Annotated in this window: 16 protein-coding genes and 1 pseudogene; 10 read left to right on the top strand and 7 right to left on the bottom strand. The window is 69.9% G+C overall.

Annotated elements, in window-relative coordinates; translation table 11 throughout:
* Positions 1 to 15: 15 nt before the first annotated feature.
* From ACH45E_RS15185 to ACH45E_RS15200, 4 genes are all read right to left on the bottom strand, one after another.
* Positions 16 to 942 (bottom strand): carbohydrate ABC transporter permease, encoded by a 927-nt coding sequence (locus tag ACH45E_RS15185; protein ID WP_361438820.1) that lies wholly within the window; start codon positions 940 to 942, stop codon positions 16 to 18.
* Positions 939 to 1,817, bottom strand: coding sequence for a sugar ABC transporter permease (locus tag ACH45E_RS15190; RefSeq protein WP_361438818.1), 879 nt, complete (start codon positions 1,815 to 1,817; stop codon positions 939 to 941). Before ACH45E_RS15190 ends, ACH45E_RS15185 begins: the two co-directional genes overlap by 4 nt.
* Position 1,818: 1 nt before the next feature.
* Positions 1,819 to 3,210: an extracellular solute-binding protein gene (locus ACH45E_RS15195; RefSeq protein ID WP_361438816.1), complete on the bottom strand. Its 1,392-nt coding sequence runs from the start codon at positions 3,208 to 3,210 to the stop codon at positions 1,819 to 1,821.
* A 265-nt stretch (positions 3,211 to 3,475) separates the two neighbouring features.
* Positions 3,476 to 4,561 (bottom strand): LacI family DNA-binding transcriptional regulator, encoded by a 1,086-nt coding sequence (locus ACH45E_RS15200; RefSeq protein WP_361439149.1) that lies wholly within the window; start codon positions 4,559 to 4,561, stop codon positions 3,476 to 3,478.
* A 206-nt stretch (positions 4,562 to 4,767) separates the two neighbouring features.
* Here ACH45E_RS15200 and ACH45E_RS15205 point away from each other — a divergent pair.
* Positions 4,768 to 5,716, top strand: a pseudogene (locus tag ACH45E_RS15205) (RNA polymerase subunit sigma-70).
* Between the two features lie 56 nt (positions 5,717 to 5,772).
* Positions 5,773 to 6,030, top strand: a complete 258-nt coding sequence (locus ACH45E_RS15210) for a hypothetical protein (protein WP_361438812.1) — start codon at positions 5,773 to 5,775, stop codon at positions 6,028 to 6,030.
* 109 nt (positions 6,031 to 6,139) lie between these two features.
* Here ACH45E_RS15210 and ACH45E_RS15215 read toward each other — a convergent pair whose 3' ends face one another.
* Positions 6,140 to 6,607 carry a polyketide cyclase gene (locus ACH45E_RS15215; RefSeq protein WP_361438810.1) on the bottom strand — a complete coding sequence of 156 codons (468 nt, stop codon included), beginning with the start codon at positions 6,605 to 6,607 and terminating at the stop codon, positions 6,140 to 6,142.
* A gap of 73 nt (positions 6,608 to 6,680) precedes the next feature.
* Here ACH45E_RS15215 and ACH45E_RS15220 point away from each other — a divergent pair, with 73 nt between their 5' ends.
* Positions 6,681 to 7,058 (top strand): VOC family protein, encoded by a 378-nt coding sequence (locus ACH45E_RS15220; RefSeq protein WP_361438808.1) that lies wholly within the window; start codon positions 6,681 to 6,683, stop codon positions 7,056 to 7,058.
* A 28-nt stretch (positions 7,059 to 7,086) separates the two neighbouring features.
* On the opposite strand, the gene ACH45E_RS15225 is transcribed toward ACH45E_RS15220, so the two are convergent.
* Positions 7,087 to 8,388 carry a serine hydrolase domain-containing protein gene (locus ACH45E_RS15225; protein ID WP_361438806.1) on the bottom strand — a complete coding sequence of 434 codons (1,302 nt, stop codon included), beginning with the start codon at positions 8,386 to 8,388 and terminating at the stop codon, positions 7,087 to 7,089.
* 277 nt (positions 8,389 to 8,665) lie between these two features.
* Here ACH45E_RS15225 and ACH45E_RS15230 point away from each other — a divergent pair, with 277 nt between their 5' ends.
* The 5 genes from ACH45E_RS15230 (at position 8,666) to ACH45E_RS15250 (ending at position 13,373) form a co-directional block, all read left to right on the top strand.
* Positions 8,666 to 9,754: an S-(hydroxymethyl)mycothiol dehydrogenase gene (locus tag ACH45E_RS15230; RefSeq protein ID WP_361438804.1), complete on the top strand. Its 1,089-nt coding sequence runs from the start codon at positions 8,666 to 8,668 to the stop codon at positions 9,752 to 9,754.
* Entirely contained in the window at positions 9,751 to 10,383 is a 633-nt protein-coding gene (locus tag ACH45E_RS15235) for an MBL fold metallo-hydrolase (RefSeq protein ID WP_361438802.1), read from the top strand. The genes ACH45E_RS15230 and ACH45E_RS15235 overlap by 4 nt, the downstream gene beginning before the upstream one ends.
* 256 nt (positions 10,384 to 10,639) lie before the next feature.
* The gene (locus ACH45E_RS15240; protein WP_361438800.1) at positions 10,640 to 11,002 is read left to right on the top strand and encodes a bifunctional 3-phenylpropionate/cinnamic acid dioxygenase ferredoxin subunit; all 363 of its coding nucleotides are present in this window, start codon (positions 10,640 to 10,642) and stop codon (positions 11,000 to 11,002) included.
* The gene (locus tag ACH45E_RS15245) at positions 10,999 to 12,168 is read left to right on the top strand and encodes an FAD-dependent oxidoreductase (protein ID WP_361438798.1); all 1,170 of its coding nucleotides are present in this window, start codon (positions 10,999 to 11,001) and stop codon (positions 12,166 to 12,168) included. Before ACH45E_RS15240 ends, ACH45E_RS15245 begins: the two co-directional genes overlap by 4 nt.
* 71 nt (positions 12,169 to 12,239) lie before the next feature.
* Positions 12,240 to 13,373, top strand: a complete 1,134-nt coding sequence (locus ACH45E_RS15250) for an aromatic ring-hydroxylating dioxygenase subunit alpha (protein ID WP_361438796.1) — start codon at positions 12,240 to 12,242, stop codon at positions 13,371 to 13,373.
* A 72-nt stretch (positions 13,374 to 13,445) separates the two neighbouring features.
* Here the strand turns inward: ACH45E_RS15250 and ACH45E_RS15255 are convergent, their stop codons facing one another.
* The gene (locus ACH45E_RS15255) at positions 13,446 to 14,243 is read right to left on the bottom strand and encodes an IclR family transcriptional regulator (RefSeq protein ID WP_361438794.1); all 798 of its coding nucleotides are present in this window, start codon (positions 14,241 to 14,243) and stop codon (positions 13,446 to 13,448) included.
* A 150-nt stretch (positions 14,244 to 14,393) separates the two neighbouring features.
* Here ACH45E_RS15255 and betA point away from each other — a divergent pair, with 150 nt between their 5' ends.
* Positions 14,394 to 16,064, top strand: coding sequence for a choline dehydrogenase (betA, locus tag ACH45E_RS15260; RefSeq protein ID WP_361438792.1), 1,671 nt, complete (start codon positions 14,394 to 14,396; stop codon positions 16,062 to 16,064).
* A gap of 3 nt (positions 16,065 to 16,067) precedes the next feature.
* Positions 16,068 to 16,904, top strand: a complete 837-nt coding sequence (locus ACH45E_RS15265) for a 5,10-methylenetetrahydrofolate reductase (protein WP_361438790.1) — start codon at positions 16,068 to 16,070, stop codon at positions 16,902 to 16,904.
* The last annotated feature ends 33 nt before the right edge of the window (positions 16,905 to 16,937 follow it).

Genomic DNA, 16,937 nt, shown 5'->3' on the forward strand with positions numbered 1-16,937 from the left:
GAAAGTGAGGGGGGGTTACTGCTTGACGCCGCCCGTGGCCAGACCGCTCTGCCAGTACCGCTGGAGCAGCAGGAAGGCCACGACGAGGGGGACGATCGAGATCAGGGAGCCGGTCACGACGAGCGCGAACATGTCGCTGCTGGCGCCGGCCCCGCCGTTCTGGGCCTGGTCGGCCCAGCGGGCGAGACCGACCGTGATCGGGTACAGCTTCGGGTCGTTGAGCATGATCAGCGGCAGGAAGTAGTTGTTCCAGGTCGCCACCAGGGTGAACAGCAGCACCGTCACGAGGCCGGGGCCCAGCAGCCTGAGCGCGATCCGGAAGAAGATCCGCGCCTCACCGGCGCCGTCGATCCGGGCGGCCTCCAGAATGCTGTCCGGGACGGCGTCGGCCGCGTAGATACGCATCAGGTAGAGGCCGAACGGGTTGACGAGGGACGGCAGGATGATCGCCCACGGCGTGTTGACCAGACCCGCCTTCGCGAAGAGCAGATACGTCGGGATCGCCAGCGCGGTGGTCGGGACCATCACCGCTCCGAGGACCAGGTTGAAGGCCGGCCGGTCGCCGCGGAAGCGGAACTTGGCGAACCCGTACCCACCGGCGGCCGCGAGGAGCGCGGCACCGACCGCGCTGACGACGGCGTAGAGGACCGTGTTGAGCAGCCAGTGCACGAAGACGCCGTCATCCTGCGTGAACGTCTGCCTGATGTTCGTCAGCAGCTGAGGAGTGTGCGAGAACCACAGGCCGAAGCTGTTGAACAGATCCTGGGTGCTCTTCGTCGAGGCGATGACCAGCCAGCACAGCGGCAGCAGGAAGTACGCGAGCGCGGCCAGCATGGCGATCGTCAGCGGGGTGCTGCGACGGGCGCGCGGCCGGCGCGTCCGCGCGGGCGCGGCGGGTGACGGCGACGGCGCGAGGGCCGGCTCGGCGGTGGTGGTCGTCATGGGGTCCTCCTGCGGTTCGCGGTGAGCAGGACGGCGTAGGAGGCGATCACGATGACGAGGCCGAGGAGGAAGGACACCGTGGCCGCGTAGTTGAGCTGCTGGCCGGTGAAGGCGAGGGAGTAGGCGTACAGATTGGCGGTGTAGGAGCTGGTGATGACGTCCGGGGCGATCTTCATCAGCAGGTTCGGTTCGTTGAACAGCTGGAAGCTGCCGATGACGGAGAACAACAGGGTGAGCAGCAGCGCGGGCCGCAGGGCGGGCAGTTTGACGGACCAGGCGATGCGCCAGGCGCCCGCCCCGTCCATCGCGGCGGCCTCGTACAGCTCCTGCGGGATCGTGCGGAGGGCCGCGTACAGGATGATCATGTTGTAGCCGACGAACTCCCAGGTCACGATGTTCGCCAGGCTCCCGAGCATCAGGCCGTCGCTGAGGTAGTGCGGGACCGGCAGGCCGAGCTTCCGGCTCAGCTGGGCGAACGGGCCGAAGTCCGGCCCGTACAGATAGCCCCACATCAGCGCGGCGACCACACTCGGCACGGCGTACGGGACGAAGATGCCGAGCCGGATCACACGCGCCAGCCGCAGCAGACCGCTGTCCAGCGCGAGGGCGAACAGCAGCGCCAGCAACAGCATCACCGGCACCTGGATGACGAAGAACAGCGCCACCCGGCCCACGCCGTGCAGCAGTTGGGGATCGCCCAGGGCCTGGACGTAGTTGTCGAGGCCCACGAAGACCGTGCCGCCGATCAGCCGGTTCTGGAACAGGCTGAGGTAGGCGGCGTAACCAAGAGGCGCCAGGAAGAGCAGCAGGAACAGGGTGAGGAACGGCGCGACGAACAGTGGCCCCGCCGCCCGGTGACGGCGTACGGCAGCCATCTCAACTCCCCTTGACCGTGAAGCCCTGGTGCTCGGCGTACGTCGTCAGCCGCGACTGCCAGGTGCCGAGCGCGCGCACGGTGTCGGTGCGGTCGGCGAGGGACTTGCCGACGGTCTCGGTCCAGTCGGTCGCCGCCTGGTCGAGGAACGGCGGCCACTGGAACGAGGAGTTGACCGTGGAGCTGATGTCGGCGAAGACCTGGTTGACCTTCTGGCCGCCGTAGAAGGACGGGGCGTCCCCGGTGAACGACGTGTCCGTGAGCAGGGCCTTGGTGGCGGGGAAGAAGAACTGCTCGGTGGCGAACATCCTCGCGCTGGCCGGGTCGCTGTTGAGGAACTGCGCGAACACGGCGGCGGCTATGGGGTTCTTGGTGGAGCGGACGACCGCGGTGGTGGAGCCGCCCCAGTTGCCCGAACTGGGCTTGGCGGTGTCCCACTGCGGCAGCGGGGCCGCCCGCCACTTGCCCGCCGTGGACTTGGCGGAGCCGGACAGGAACACCGGGCCCCAGGCGGCGGTGATCCAGGTGGCGTACTTGCCCTTGTTGAGGGCGGCGTACCAGGAGTCGGTGAAGTCGGGCTCGACGCCGATGACCCCTTCCTTGGCCAGCCCGCCCCAGTACGCGCCGAGCTTCTTCGAGACGGCGTCGTCGACGCTGATGCTGATGTCGCTCCTGCCGGAGCTCGCATAGGGCTTGGCGCCCGCCTGCCACAGCAGTCCGTGCCAGGCGGCGACCTGGTTGGCGGCGAGGTTGGTCAGATAGACGTCCGGGTTCGCCTTGTGGAGCTTGCGTGCGGCGGCGGCGAACTCGTCCCAGGTCTTGGGCACGTCGATGCCGTACTTGTCGAAGATGTCGTGCCGGTACAGCATGCCCATCGGGCCGGTGTCCTGCGGTATCGCCCAGATCTCGCCATTGCTGCCGCTGACCTGGCCCCAAGTCCAGTCGACGAACGTCGACTTGAGCGCCGACGCGCCGTACGGCCGCAGATCCAGCAGGCTGTTGGTGATCGTGAAGGTGGGGATGGCCTGGTACTCGATCTGGACCATGTCCGGTGCGCCGCTGCCGGCCTTCAGCGCCGTCCGCAGCTTCGTGTACTGGGGCGTTCCCTGACCGGCGTTGACAATCTTGACCTTGATGGCCGGGTACTTCTTCGTGAAGAGGGCGACTTCCTTGGTGACGTTCGGGACCCATGTCCAGAACGTCAGCTCGGTCGGCGTCTTCATCGCCTTGTCGATGTCGGCCTGGCTGACGGGCTTGGCGGAGGCGGAGGAACCGCCGGAGTCACCGCCGCCGCAGGCGGTGAGGGCGGCGCCGAGCGACAGGGCGCCCGTCGTGGTGAGGAACAGCCGACGGCTCATGGGGGAAGTGCTGGACGCGGAGGTGAATCTGGGCATGGTGAACTCCCGCCGGTGGCGAAGTTGGCGGCACGCCTGGCGAGGGCGTGCGGTGCTGGAAATGAGAGGGAGGAGGTGAATGCAGGCGCACAGGCCTGACTTCGGGGCCCACTGGGGTCAGGGGCGGCTCTGGGGCGCCGGTGCGATGGGGGCGCTCGCAGGGGAGGGGGCGCGGTCACGGCCGCATCGGTACGGCATGGGTACGGCGGCTCGTCCAGGGATCGCGTGGTGCTGGTCAGCCCTCATGGGACTGACTGACGGAGCGTCAGTCGTGGGTGGGCGTACCCCCGTTCGCGGGAGCCGGACCGGATGACGTGCCGCGCCGCCCTCGAGCCGGCGTCTTCCGGCCCGGCGGTGGCGCGGTCGAGGCGCGGACGACGAGGTCGACCGGAGGACCGCTGGACGCCATGGGGTCTGCCTTCGGGTTCTCGATGGCATGCACCAGACGCTTGAGCCCTTCCTGTGCCACGGCGTCGAACGGTTGCCGCACCGTGGTGAGCGGGGGAGTCACGTAGGCGGCCACGGGGATGTCGTCGAAGCCGGCGACGCTGACGTCCTCCGGCACGCGCCGGCCGGCCTCCGTCAGCGCACGGATCAGGCCGATCGCCATGTCGTCGTTGGCGGCGAAGACAGCGGTGACACCAGTGTCTTCGGCGAACTCGCGTCCCGCGGCGTACCCGGACGCGGCCGACCAGTCGCCCGCGACGACCGGCGGTACGTCTCTCCCCTGTGCGGTCAGGGCCGCCCGCCATCCCTCGAGGCGGTCCCGGGCGGCGTACCACCGCTGCGGACCGGCGAGGTGGTGGACCGTCGTATGGCCGAGGGCCAGCAGGTGTTCGGTGGCGGTCCGGGCCATCAGGTCCGCGCCGTCGCCCGCGGTCAGCACGGTGGGCGCGGTGACGGGCGGCGGAGCGCCGATGACGAGGACCGGAACGGCGACGCGCAGGGAGCGCAGGGAGGCGGCTTCGTCGCCCATCTGCTCGTCGATCGGTTCCGAGATGACGATGCCGTCCACACCCTGGTCGAGGAGCGAGTCGACGGCGCCGGAGATGCCCGCCGGGTCGCCTTCCATCGTGTTGACCACACGGAGGGCGTAGCCCGTGTCCCGGACCACCCGCTCCACACCCATGAGCAGCGAGGCGGGCCCGTAGAGGGCCGTGCCCAGCGTCACCACACCGATCGAGCGGGTCCGCCCGGAGGCCAGCGCGCGGGCGGCGTTGTTGCGCCGGTAACCGAGCTGTTCCGCGGCTTCGAGAACGCGCCGGCGCACGTCGGCGGAGACGTACGGCTCGTCGTTGAAGACCCGGGAGACCGTCTTCTGCGAGACGCCCGCCAACCGGGCCACATCCACACTGCGCGGCGCGGCGGAGCTTGCGTCCCGCCCTGTCCCTCGCGTCAAGGTGCCTCCCGGTGACTGGTGAAGTGGACTCAATGATGCCACTCGCCGACTGACTGACTGCGCAGTCATGTCTGCGCTGTCATGTCTACGCAGTCATAAGGGCTGCGTCAAGGGTTCGGAACGCATCCGTAGCCCGCGCTCTGCCCCGGTGCGTCATGATGGGGCCCGTGGACTTCGAGCCGTACCGGGGTGAGCTGGTGGCGTACTGCTACCGGATGCTGGGATCGTTCCACGAGGCCGAGGACCTGGTGCAGGAGACGATGCTGCGGGCCTGGAAGGCTCGCGACCGCTACGACGGTACGCGCGCGTCCGTGCGGACCTGGCTGTACCGGATCGCGACCAACGCATGCCTGACGGCGCTGGAGGGGCGGGCCCGGCGGCCGCTGCCGTCCGGCCTGGGCGCGCCGAGTGAGGACCCCGGGGCACCGCTCACCCCGGCCCTCGACGTCCCCTGGTTTCAGCCGTTCCCCGACGCGCGGTTCGACGCGGACGCACGGGCCGACATGCGGCTCGCGCTGGTGGCGGCGACGCAGGTCCTGCCGCCGCGGCAGCGGGCCGTGCTGGTGCTTCGAGAGGTAACTGGAGTTCACCGCCGCCGAGGTGGCCGAGCAGCTGGTAACCACGGCCGCGGCCGTCAACAGCGCGTTGCAACGTGCCCGTGCCGCCCTCGCGGGCATGGACGGCGTGGAGGAGGTCACGGAGCCGGACGATCCCGAGGCGCGCGCGGTTGTCCAGCGGTACATGCGGGCGTTCGAGGCGGCGGATGTCCCCGCACTGGTGCGGCTGCTCACGGACGAGGCGATCCTGGAGATGCCGCCGGTGCCGCTGTGGTACCGGGGCAGCCGCGACTACGGCCTGTTCATGGAGCGGGTGTCCGCGATGCGCGGGACGGGCTGGGGCACGAGGCGCCTGACCGCCGACGGACAGCCCGCGCTCGCGGCGTACGCTCCGGAGCCCGGCGGCGGGCACCGGCTGCACACGCTGCAGGTCCTCACGGTCACCGGTGGCCGGGTCGCGCACAACGTGGTGTTCGCCGATCCGCAGGTGTTCGAGGCGTTCGGCCTGCCCCGGTGGATTTCTTCCGGCGAGTTCCGCCGGGCGCGATGAGTTGAGCCGGTGCCGCCGGTACGTACCGGTGAGCATCGATCGAGGGGACACCCATCGTGAGCGTCATCGTCATTGAGTTCATCACCCTGGACGGGGTCGTGTCCGACCCGGACGGCTCCCGCGGAACGCCGGCCGGCGGCTGGGCGTTCCGGCACGGTCCCGAGTCGGTCACCGGGGACAAGTTCCGGCTCGGCAGCACGCTCGACGACGGGGTGCTGCTGCTGGGCCGTACGACGTGGCAGTTGTTCTCGGGCATCTGGCCCGGGCGGAACGACCCTCCCCCGCAAGCGGGGGGACCTCAGCCGCGCAGATGAACGCCGTGCCGAAGCTGGTCGTCTCGCGTACGCCAGTAGCTGGGTCACGGGTTCCTCCTGCGTTCTGCGTTGTCGACAACGGTGGTGAGACTGTCCGGGCCTGAAAAACTCATCGCCGCGCTACGGCGAGCTCGGCCAGGTGGTGCAGCGAGTCGATGAGATGCGCGGGGCCGAACGGCGGGAACCGGATGCCCCGCGCCCTGATGAAGCGCGGCACCGCCGACCAGTCGTAGGTGAGCGTGACCTCGGTCTCGGACGGGCCGAGCGGCGCCAGGTCGTAACGCCAGATCCAGCCTCCGAACTCCAGGTGACCGTCTTCCTTCTCCTGCCCCGTGAGCCAGCCGATGGCGCGCGGTGGGTCGAGCACCTGGACCCTGTTGACCACCTGGTAGTCACCGTCTGGATGGTTGGCGTGATACATGTCCATCCGGAAGATCTGCCCCACCTCGCTCAGCGGCGCCGGGTCGTCGGGTTCCTGAACCCAGCCGGTGCCGTCGATCGCGGAATGGGTCGTCGGGTCCGCCAGCACCGCGAACACCCTCACGGCGGGCGCGGCGACAATGAGGGTGGCGCTCACGTTCTCCTGGTCCATGGTGTGCGGACGACGCGGCGAGGCGGAACTCATCGGTCGTGAACTAGGATCGACTCCCGTGATCGCTGATCTGCAGTGCGTGGTGCTGGACTGCTCGGACCCCGGTGAACTCGCCGGGTTCTACCACTCGCTCCTCGGCGGCACCGTCGACCAGCCGGATCGGCGATGGGCGCTCAGCGAGGGCTGGGCCACTTTGCACACCGCGTCCGGCCTCGTCCTGGCGTTCCAGCGGGTAGCGGAGTACCAGCCGCCGCTGTGGCCGGACCCGAGCCGGCCACAGCAGTTCCACCTGGACTTCGGTGTCGCCGACCTGGACCGCGCTCAGGCACAGGTACTGGCCCAGGGCGCCAGGGTGCTGGACGACGGTGCGGACGGGCGGAGTTGGCGGGTATATGCCGACCCGGCAGGTCATCCGTTCTGCCTGGTCCGTCACTGAGCTCACCGCCGAGTCCTGGGCACGACCCTCAGCGCCGGGTGACCGGCAGTGACCCCCATCCGGAAGCAGGCGCCGGGGTGTGGTCCACGCCCGTCGACCGCAGGGCCGGGGAAGCGGCGGCCGGGCCGCACAGCGATGTGCCTATGAACCTGTTGAGGGCGTCGTCGATGGGACCCGCGGGCACCTTGCCGTCCGGTCCGAGCTTGTCGTACTTCGACAGGTTGTAGCCGAGGGCCATCTGCCGTCGGCCGTCCGCGCTGGAGATCGCCCATGTCTCGGCGCCGAACACCGCGCCGTCATGGCCCCAGAACGTACCGCAGGCCCAGTCGAACCGTATGAGAGCCAAGCCGTAGTGCCCCACCACGTTGCCCTCTGCATCGGTCATCGGAACCGTCTTCTCCATCTCGGCGAGCTCGGCGGCCGGGATCAGCCGGCCCGTGAACAGCTGCCGGTAGAAGCGGTCGAGATCCGCCATGGTGGAGACGACCGCGCCGGCGGTACCCGCCCAGGACATGTCGTAGACGCTGTAGTCGCGCGGGGGGTCGATCAGCCCGTAGAAGGACTCGTACAGCTTGGCGTGCGGACCGGTGATGCGCGGGCCGGTGGGGAAGTAGGTGTGCCGCAGACCGGCCCGGCGGATGACGTTGCGCATGATGTACCGCTCGGGCTTCTCGCCGGTGAGCTTGCCGAGCAGCAGGCCCGCGATGACGTAGTTCGTGTTCGAGTACGACCACTTCTCACCGGGCGCACCCGTCGGCGGGGCCTGCACCCCCTTCCGGACCAGCTGCCGGGGGTCGACGTGCCGGAAGCGGTTCTCGTCCAGGCTGCTCGTGGACATGTTCTGCAACGAGGGGAAGGCGTAGAGCACGTAGTCCCCGATACCGCTGGTGTGGTTCAGCACCATCCGTACGGTGATCCGGTCACCCCGCTCACCCGGGACGAGGCCGGGAAGGTAGCGGGACAGGGGCGCGTCCAGGTCGAGACGTCCCGCGGCGACCTGCTGGAGCAGGGCGACAGCGGTCATCGACTTGGTGATGCTGCCGATCCGCTGCTCCATGTCCGGTGTCACGGGACGGCCGGTGTCCCGGTCGGCGACACCGGCGGCACCGCGCCACAGGGTGTCACCGTCCCGCACGGCGGCGTAGGCGCCGTACATACCGGCGGTGTGGATGGCCTTCAGCGCTTCGTCCAGGCGCGCCCGGTCCGTGGCCGGCCGGTGCGCGACGGCGGTGACGCTCGAGTCGGTGGCCGCCTGCGCCGGGGGAAGCGCGACAGCCGAGGTGATGAGGGCGGCGGCACAGGTAAGGGCAAGCCGACGTGCTGAGTGCATGGTCGTCTGCACAGCCTCTCTGCGTGGGGGACAGCGGGAAGATCCGCACAGCGATCTTCGCCGGGGCTTTGCAGGGCAGGCATCGTGCACGCGAAGGAGTAGGCGTACTACCGGCGGACGAGCGGAATTCGGTCACGGGCCGGGTCGGGCGGGTGCGCGATCCGCAGTGCTTGACCGCTGCTTCGGCCTCCGCGATGCTGTGTTGCGAAAGATGAGATGAGTGCCGTAATAGGCAACAAGGGCACCGTCTCGATCCGCTGTCAGGCAAGGAGTGGCCATGGCTCAGCAGGTCCGTGCTGTCGTCGCGCGAAGCAAGGGCGCCCCCGTCGGTCTGGAGACGATCGTCGTGCCCGACCCCGGCCCGGGTGAGGCGGTGGTCAAGATCGAGGCCTGCGGTGTCTGCCACACCGATCTGCACTATCGCGAGGGCGGCATCAGTGAGGACTTCCCCTTCCTGCTGGGGCACGAGGCGGCGGGGGTGGTCGAGTCGGTGGGTGAGGGCGTCACGGACGTGGCCCCCGGCGACTTCGTGATCCTGAACTGGCGTGCCGTGTGCGGCCAGTGCCGGGCGTGTCTGCGCGGGCGGCCCTGGTACTGCTTCAACACCCACAACGCGAAGCAGAAGATGACCCTGACCGACGGCACGGAACTGTCGCCGGCCCTGGGGATCGGCGCGTTCGCCGAGAAGACACTGGTGGCGGCCGGTCAGTGCACCAAAGTGGACCGGGCGGCGTCGGCTGCCGCCGCGGGGCTGCTGGGCTGCGGGGTGATGGCGGGCATCGGCGCGGCCATCAACACCGGCACCGTGGGGCGCGGTGACACCGTCGCCGTGATCGGCTGCGGTGGCGTGGGGAACGCGGCGATCGTCGGGTCGAACCTGGCGGGTGCGGCGAAGATCATCGCGGTGGACATCGACGACCGCAAGCTGGCCACGGCGAGCAGGCTCGGCGCGACCCACACGGTCAACTCCAAGGAGACCGACGCGGTCGACGCGGTGCGCGAGCTTACCGGGGGATTCGGCGCCGATGTCGTGATCGACGCGGTGGGCCGTCCGGAGACGTACCGGCAGGCCTTCTATGCCCGCGATCTCGCCGGGACGGTCGTACTGGTCGGCGTGCCGACACCGGAGATGAAGCTGGAGCTGCCGCTGCTGGACGTCTTCGGCCGGGGCGGAGCGCTGAAGTCGTCCTGGTACGGGGACTGCCTGCCCTCGCGCGACTTCCCGATGCTCGTGGACCTCCATCTCCAGGGCCGCCTCGATCTGGACGCCTTCGTCACCGAGACCATCGCGCTGGACGAGGTCGAGAAGGCCTTCGAGCGCATGCACCACGGCGACGTCCTGCGCTCGGTGGTGGTCCTCCCGTGACCGGGGCCCGCATCGACCGCCTCGTCACCTCGGGGACGTTCTCGCTGGACGGCGGCACGTGGGACGTCGACAACAACGTGTGGATCGTGGGGGACGACGACGAGGCGGTCGTCATCGACGCCGCCCACGATGCCGACGCGATCGAACGAGCCCTCGGCGGACGCACTCTCCGCGCGATCGTGTGCACCCACGCGCACAACGACCACATCGACGCCGCACCCGAACTCGCGGCCCGGACCGGCGCCCCGGTCCTGCTGCACGCCGATGACCTGCCGCTGTGGCAACAGACCCATCCCGGCCGGATGCCCGACGGCGAACTGACCGACGGGCAGACCATCCCGGTCGCCGGCACCGAACTGACCGTGCTGCACACCCCCGGCCATGCCCCCGGAGCCGTCTGTCTGCACGCCCCGGGCCTCTGCGCGCTCTTCAGCGGCGACACGCTGTTCGCCGGCGGGCCGGGGGCGACGGGAAGGTCGTACAGCGACTTCCCCACGATCATCGATTCGATCAGGGGGCGGCTCCTCGGCCTTCCGGACGACACCGTCGTGCACACCGGCCATGGCGAGACCACCACCATCGGCGCCGAGGCGCCGCACCTGAAGGAGTGGATCGACCGCGGTTTCTGACCGCCCCGGCAGAGAAGCGGCCCTGCCCCGGTGCCATACCCCGTGGACGCCACCGGCGGCAGGGCCGTCGTCGCACCCGGCGAGGTACCTGACCCGCCCCTTCACCTGCGCTTTCGAGGTCGCTCCGGGCTGCCCGGAAAGCGGTCGCCGGGTACCGCGCAACCCGGCTTCCGAATGCCTTGACAACGCTTCAGAGCGGCCCGCAGACTGGCGTTGCGCTAACCGCAATCCGTTTCGTTATACGCACCGAGGTGTCATGATGATTCCCGCGTGCCGTCTCGCGGATCTGCCGCGAGGCGAGGCCCACCGGCTCGACATCGACCCGCCTGTGTCGGTGTTCCACACCGACGACGGCGAGCTCTTCGCCATCGACGACACCTGCACCCACCAGGACGCCTCGCTCGCCGACGGCTGGCTGGAGGGCTGCGAGGTGGAATGCCCCTTGCACGCCTCCACGTTCGACCTGAGGACGGGAGCCGTGGACGCGCCGCCGGCCAAGCTGCCGGTCCGCACCCACGAGGTCGTCGTCGAGGACGGGACGGTCTACGTCCGGCTGTCCACCGACGCGCCCAACCTGCCGCCGTGCATCGCCGCCCGCCTGGCCGGAGGCCCCGCGTGAGGACAGTGGCCGTGGTCGGCGCCTCGCTGGCAGGTCTGTCGGCCGCGCGCTCGCTGCGGCAGCGGGGATACGACGGCCGGCTGGTCGTCATCGGCGACGAGCCCCACCGCCCGTACGACAGGCCCCCGTTGTCCAAGGAGTTCCTGGTCGGCACCCTCGGCGAGGCGGATCTGGCGCTGGAGCGCGACGGCGAGGAACTCCAGGCGGAGTGGGTGCTCGGCGTCCGTGCCACCGGACTCGACCGTGCCGGGCGTGCCGTCCGGCTCGCCGACGGCCGCGAGATACACGCCGACGGCGTGGTCATCGCCACCGGAGCGGCCGCCCGCACCCTGCCCGGCACCGAAGGCCTCGCGGGGGTCCACGCGCTGCGCACCCTCGACGACGCCCGCGCCCTGCGGGCCGAACTGGCCCTCGGCGGACGGCTGGTGGTGATCGGCGGCGGGTTCGTCGGCGCCGAGGTCGCCTCCACGGCGTACGCCCTCGGCCTCGACGTGACCGTGATCGAGGCGGCCCCGACGCCACTGGCCGGACCGCTCGGTGAGGCCATGGGCGGGGTCGTCTCCGCCCTCCACCTGGACCACGGAGTACGGCTGCTGTGCGGGGTCGGGGTCAAGGGGCTCAGCGGGGAGCGCCGGGTGGACGCCGTACTGCTGGAGGACGGCCGCAGTGTTCCCGCCGACACCGTCGTCGTCGGGGTCGGGGCGCGTCCCTGCGTCGAGTGGCTCCAGGGGTCCGGCGTCGCGCTCGACAACGGCGTGAAGTGCGGTGCCGACGGCCGCACCAGTGTGGTCGGGGTGGTCGCCGTGGGCGACTGCGCCAACTGGTACGACCCGCGCACCGGACTCCACCGCAGGGTCGAGCACTGGACCGGCGCGCTGGAACGGCCGGACGCCGCCGTCGCCGCGCTGCTCGCGTACGGTGCGACACAACCGGGCGTCCCCCGGCCGCCGTACTTCTGGTCCGACCAGTACGGCGTGAAGATCCAGTTCGTCGGGCACGCCGCCGGGGCCGACAGCGTGACGGTCGAGGAGGGCTCGACCGACGACCGCAGTTTCCTGGCCGTCTACCGGCGGGCGGGCCGGCCGGTCGCCGCGCTCGGGATGAACCAGCCCCGGCTGTTCACCCGCTGGCGCAAGCAGTTCGCCACCACCGCCGCCGCGTCCTGACACCGGCGCCTGCCACATCCCCTGCCGCGTCGCGCATGACACGCGGCGTCGCCTCGAACAGGAGTGCCGCGTTGACCTCGACAAGCCTGCCGGACAGCCTGATCGCCACGCTTCCCGGCACCGCCTACACGGACCCGGGAGTCTTCGCCCAGGAGCAGGAGCGCATCTTCGAGACGATGTGGTTCTGCGCCGCCCGCGCTGCGGACCTGCCGAAGCCCGGTGCCTTCCGCACCGTCGACGTGGGCCGCGAGAGCATCCTCGTCACCCGGGCCCGGGACAACTCGGTCCGCGCCTACTTCAACGTCTGCCGGCACCGCGGAGCCAAGCTGTGCACCGACGGGACGGGCGAGGTCAAGCGCGCCTTCCAGTGTCCGTACCACGCCTGGACCTACGACCTCGAGGGCAAACTGGTCGCGGCCCCCAACCTCACCAAGATGCCCGACGTCGGCCGCACCGAGTACGGCCTGGTCGGCGTGGCCGTGCGCGAATGGCTCGGCTATGTCTGGGTGTGCCTGGCGGAGGACCCGCCCTCCTTCGAGGAGGACGTCATCGGCGAGGTGGTCGCCCGCCTCGGCGACGTGGAGTCGATCGAACGCTACGACATCGACAGCCTCGCGGTGGGCAAGCGGATCGTCTACGACGTCCACGCGAACTGGAAGCTCATCATCGAGAACTTCATGGAGTGCTACCACTGCGCCACGATCCATCCCGAACTCACCGAGGTGCTCCCCGAGTTCGCCGACGGGTACGCGGCCCAGTACTACGTGGGCCACGGCGCCGAGTTCGGTACGGAGATCCAGGGCTTCACGGTCGACGGCTCCGCGGGACTGGACCGTATCCCCGGGGTGTCAGACGACCAGGACCGCCGGTACTACGCGATCACCGTCAAGCCGCAGGTGTTCATCAACCTGGTGCCCGACCACGTGATCTTCCACCGGATGTACCCGGTCGCCGTCGACCGCACGATCGTCGAGTGCGACTGGCTCTACCTCCCGCACGTCGTGGGTGACGGCAAGGACGTCAGCCGGTCCGTGGAGCTCTTCGACCGCGTCAACCGCCAGGACTTCGACGCCTGCGAGCGCACCCAGCCGGGGATGAGCTCACGGCTGTACGCGAAGGGCGGCGTGCTCGTACCCAGTGAGCACCATATCGGCGCCTTCCATGACTGGGTGCACGAGCGGCTCGGTACGCGCCGGCCGGAGTGACGCGGTGGCGGGTGTGCCCGTGGCCCGCGCGGAAGGCGGGCGCGGGCCGTACGGCGGTCGTGTTGTGGGCGCTCAGCCCAGGTATCCCATGCGGTGGCTGATCTCCTCCGCGCCCTTGACGAGCACCGGAGCCAGCTCGTGCATGCGTTCCTCGGTGAACCGGTAGGAGGGCCCGGAGGCGCTGATCGACGCGATGACCTGCCCGTCCCGGTCACGGATCGGTGCGGCCATGGCGTGCAGCCCGATCTCCAGCTCCTCCAGCGTCCAGGCGTAACCGCGCTCGCGGGCCTCGGCGAGGTTCTTCTCCAGCTTCGCCTTCGAGGAGATGGTGCGGGGGGTCATCTTCTTCAGGCCGGCCTCGGTCAGCAGCTCGGCGCGTTCCTTGGCCGGCAGGTGAGCGAGGATGATCTTGCCGCTGGAGGTGGCGTGCAGGGGGGTCAGCTGGCCGACCCAGTTGTGCGCGGTGATGGCGCCGGGGCCGCGCACCTGGTAGAGGTTGATCGCGAAGTGCTCCTGCATCACGGCGATGTTGACCGTCTCGCCGAGCTCCTCGGCCAGGCGCTCGCACACCGGACGGCCCTGCTGGGTGATGTCGATGCGTCCCGTGACGGCGCCCGCCAGGCGTACGATGCCGAAGCCGAGCCGGTACTTGCCCCGCTCGCCCGACTGCTCGACGAGACCACGCGCCTCCAGGGCGCCGAGCAGACGGAACGCGGTCGACTTGTGCACCTCGATCTCGGCGGCCACCTCGCTCACGCCCGCTTCGCCGCGCTGGGCCAGGATCTCGAGGACGCTGATGGCCCGGTCGACGGACTGCACTCCGCCGGTCTGCGACCCGTTGCTTTCGGTCTCCGGACTGTAGTTGCTCATAGCGGAACTATACGCGCAGTAAACAACGCCCGTGCAAGTAACCCGACCGCAATCAAGGCCTTACAAGTTGCGTTGTTCGCAACCTGGTGCGTATAGCGATACCCGTACTAGCATGCCCGCGTATCGATGGCGCGAGCGAGACGAGGCACCATGGCTCTCCTGCACTACGACTTCGTCATCGTCGGCGGTGGATCAGCCGGCAGCGCACTGGCGAACCGGCTCTCGGCCGACCCCGCGAACCGGGTGCTCGTGCTCGAGGCGGGCCGTCCCGACTATCCGTGGGACGTGTTCATCCACATGCCCGCCGCGCTGACCTACCCCATAGGCAGCCGTTTCTACGACTGGAAGTACGAGTCCGAGCCGGAGCCCCACATGGGCGGCCGGCGCGTCTACCACGCCCGCGGCAAGGTACTCGGGGGCTCCAGCAGCATCAACGGCATGATCTTCCAGCGCGGCAATCCCATGGACTACGAGCGCTGGGCCGCCGACCCCGGCATGGAGACCTGGGACTACGCCCACTGCCTGCCGTACTTCCGCCGGATGGAGAACTGTCTGGCCGCCGACCCGGACGACGAGTTCCGCGGCCACGACGGCCCCCTCGTCCTGGAGCGCGGACCGGCCACCAATCCGCTCTTCACCGCGTTCCTCGAAGCCACCCGGCAAGCGGGCCACGCGCCCACGGACGATGTGAACGGCTACCGGCAGGAAGGTTTCGCCAAATTCGACCGCAATGTCCACCGCGGTCGGCGCCTGTCGGCGTCGAAGGCGTACCTCAAGCCCGCAAGGAAGCGGCCCAACCTCACCGTGAAGACCCGCGCCCTCGTCACCCGCGTCCTCTTCGAGGGCAAGAAGGCCGTCGGTGTCGAGTTCCGGCGCGGCAAGGGCGCCCCGGAGCAGGTCCGGGCCAGGGAAGTCATCCTGTGCGGCGGCGCGATCAACTCCCCGCAGCTGCTGCAGCTCTCCGGCGTCGGCAACGCCGAGGAACTGCGCGCCCTCGGCATCGACGTCGTCCACGACCTGCCGGGCGTCGGCGAGAACATGCAGGACCACCTGGAGGTGTACATCCAGTACGCCTGCAAGCAGCCCGTGTCCATGCAGCCGTACCTGGCGAAGTGGCGGGCCCCCTTCATCGGCCTGCAGTGGCTCTTCCGCAAGGGACCCGCCGCCACCAACCACTTCGAGGCCGGCGGCTTCTGCCGCAGCAACGAGGACGTGGACTACCCCAACCTGATGTTCCACTTCCTGCCCATCGCGGTCCGCTACGACGGCTCCGTGCCGGCCGGCGGCCACGGCTACCAGGTCCACGTCGGGCCCATGTACTCCGACGCGATCGGCTCGGTGAAGATCAAGAGCAGGGACCCGGGCGAACACCCGGCGCTGCGCTTCAACTACCTCTCCACCGAACAGGACCGCCGCGAGTGGGTCGAGGCGATCCGGGTGGCCCGGGGGCTCCTCAGCCAGCCCGCGCTCGCCCCGTACAACGACGGGGAGATCTCGCCCGGCCCGTCCGTGGAGACGGACGAGGAGATTCTCGCCTGGGTCGCCAAGGACGGCGAGACCGCCCTGCACCCGTCCTGTACCTGCAAGATGGGCACCGACGAGATGTCCGTCGTCGACCCGCTGAGCATGCGGGTGCACGGGCTGGACGGGCTGCGTGTGGTGGACGCGTCGGTGATGCCGTACGTCACCAACGGCAACATCTACGCGCCGGTGATGATGATCGCCGAGAAGGCGGCGGACCTGATCCTCGGCAAGGAACCGCTGCCGCCCTCCCAGGCCGCGTACTACCGGCACCGCGACGCCCAGAAACAGGCCGGGTAGGCCATGGGGGCCGAGGCCCTGCGGGCGCTGCTCGCCCGGGTCCGCTACGAGGTGCTGCCGGCGAAGGCGACCGAGGACAAGGTCCTCGCCCATGTCCCCCGGGACGTCGTGGTCACGGTCACGGCTTCGCCCGTCAAGGGTCTGGAGCCGACGCTCGGTCTCACCGAGCGGCTCACGGCGCACGGTTACCGTGTCGTCCCGCATGTGCCCGCACGGCTGCTGCGCGACGACACGCACCTCAAGGAGGTCGCCGAGCGGCTGCGCGCGGCGGGAGTCGACGACCTCTTCGTGCCCGCGGGCGACGCCGACCCGCCGGCCGGGCCGTACGACGCGGCGCTGCCGGTCCTGCGCAGACTCGGCGAACTGGGCAGGCCCTTCGCGGACATGGGGATCACGGGCTATCCGGAGAGCCATCCGCTCATCCACGACGACCTCACCGTCCAGGCGATGTGGGACAAGCACGCGCACGCCACGTACATCGTGAGCAACCTGTGCTTCGACCCGCGCGTGCTCGGCGACTGGATCACCCGGATCCGGCGCCGTGAGGTGACCCTGCCCGTGTACGTGGGCGTGGCCGGGCCCGTGCAACGGGCGAAGCTGCTGTCCATGGCCACGAAGATCGGAGTGGGGGAGTCGACGCGCTTCCTCACCAGGCACGCCTCCTGGTTCCTGCGGTTCGCGGCACCCGGCGGATACGACCCGCAGCGACTGCTCGTGCGGGGCACGGACGCGCTCACCGGGCCGTCCGCGGGTGTGGCCGGCCTGCACCTGTTCACCTTCAACCAGGTTGCGGAGACGGAGCGTTGGCGCCGCGCCCTGCTGGACCGGCTGGACGGCTGAAATCGCAATCCGCCGACCCCTTGACGTGCGTCG

Origin of the sequence: Streptomyces sp. NPDC020299 (genome assembly GCF_044387825.1) — a bacterium.
Classification (GTDB): Bacteria; Actinomycetota; Actinomycetes; order Streptomycetales; family Streptomycetaceae; genus Streptomyces.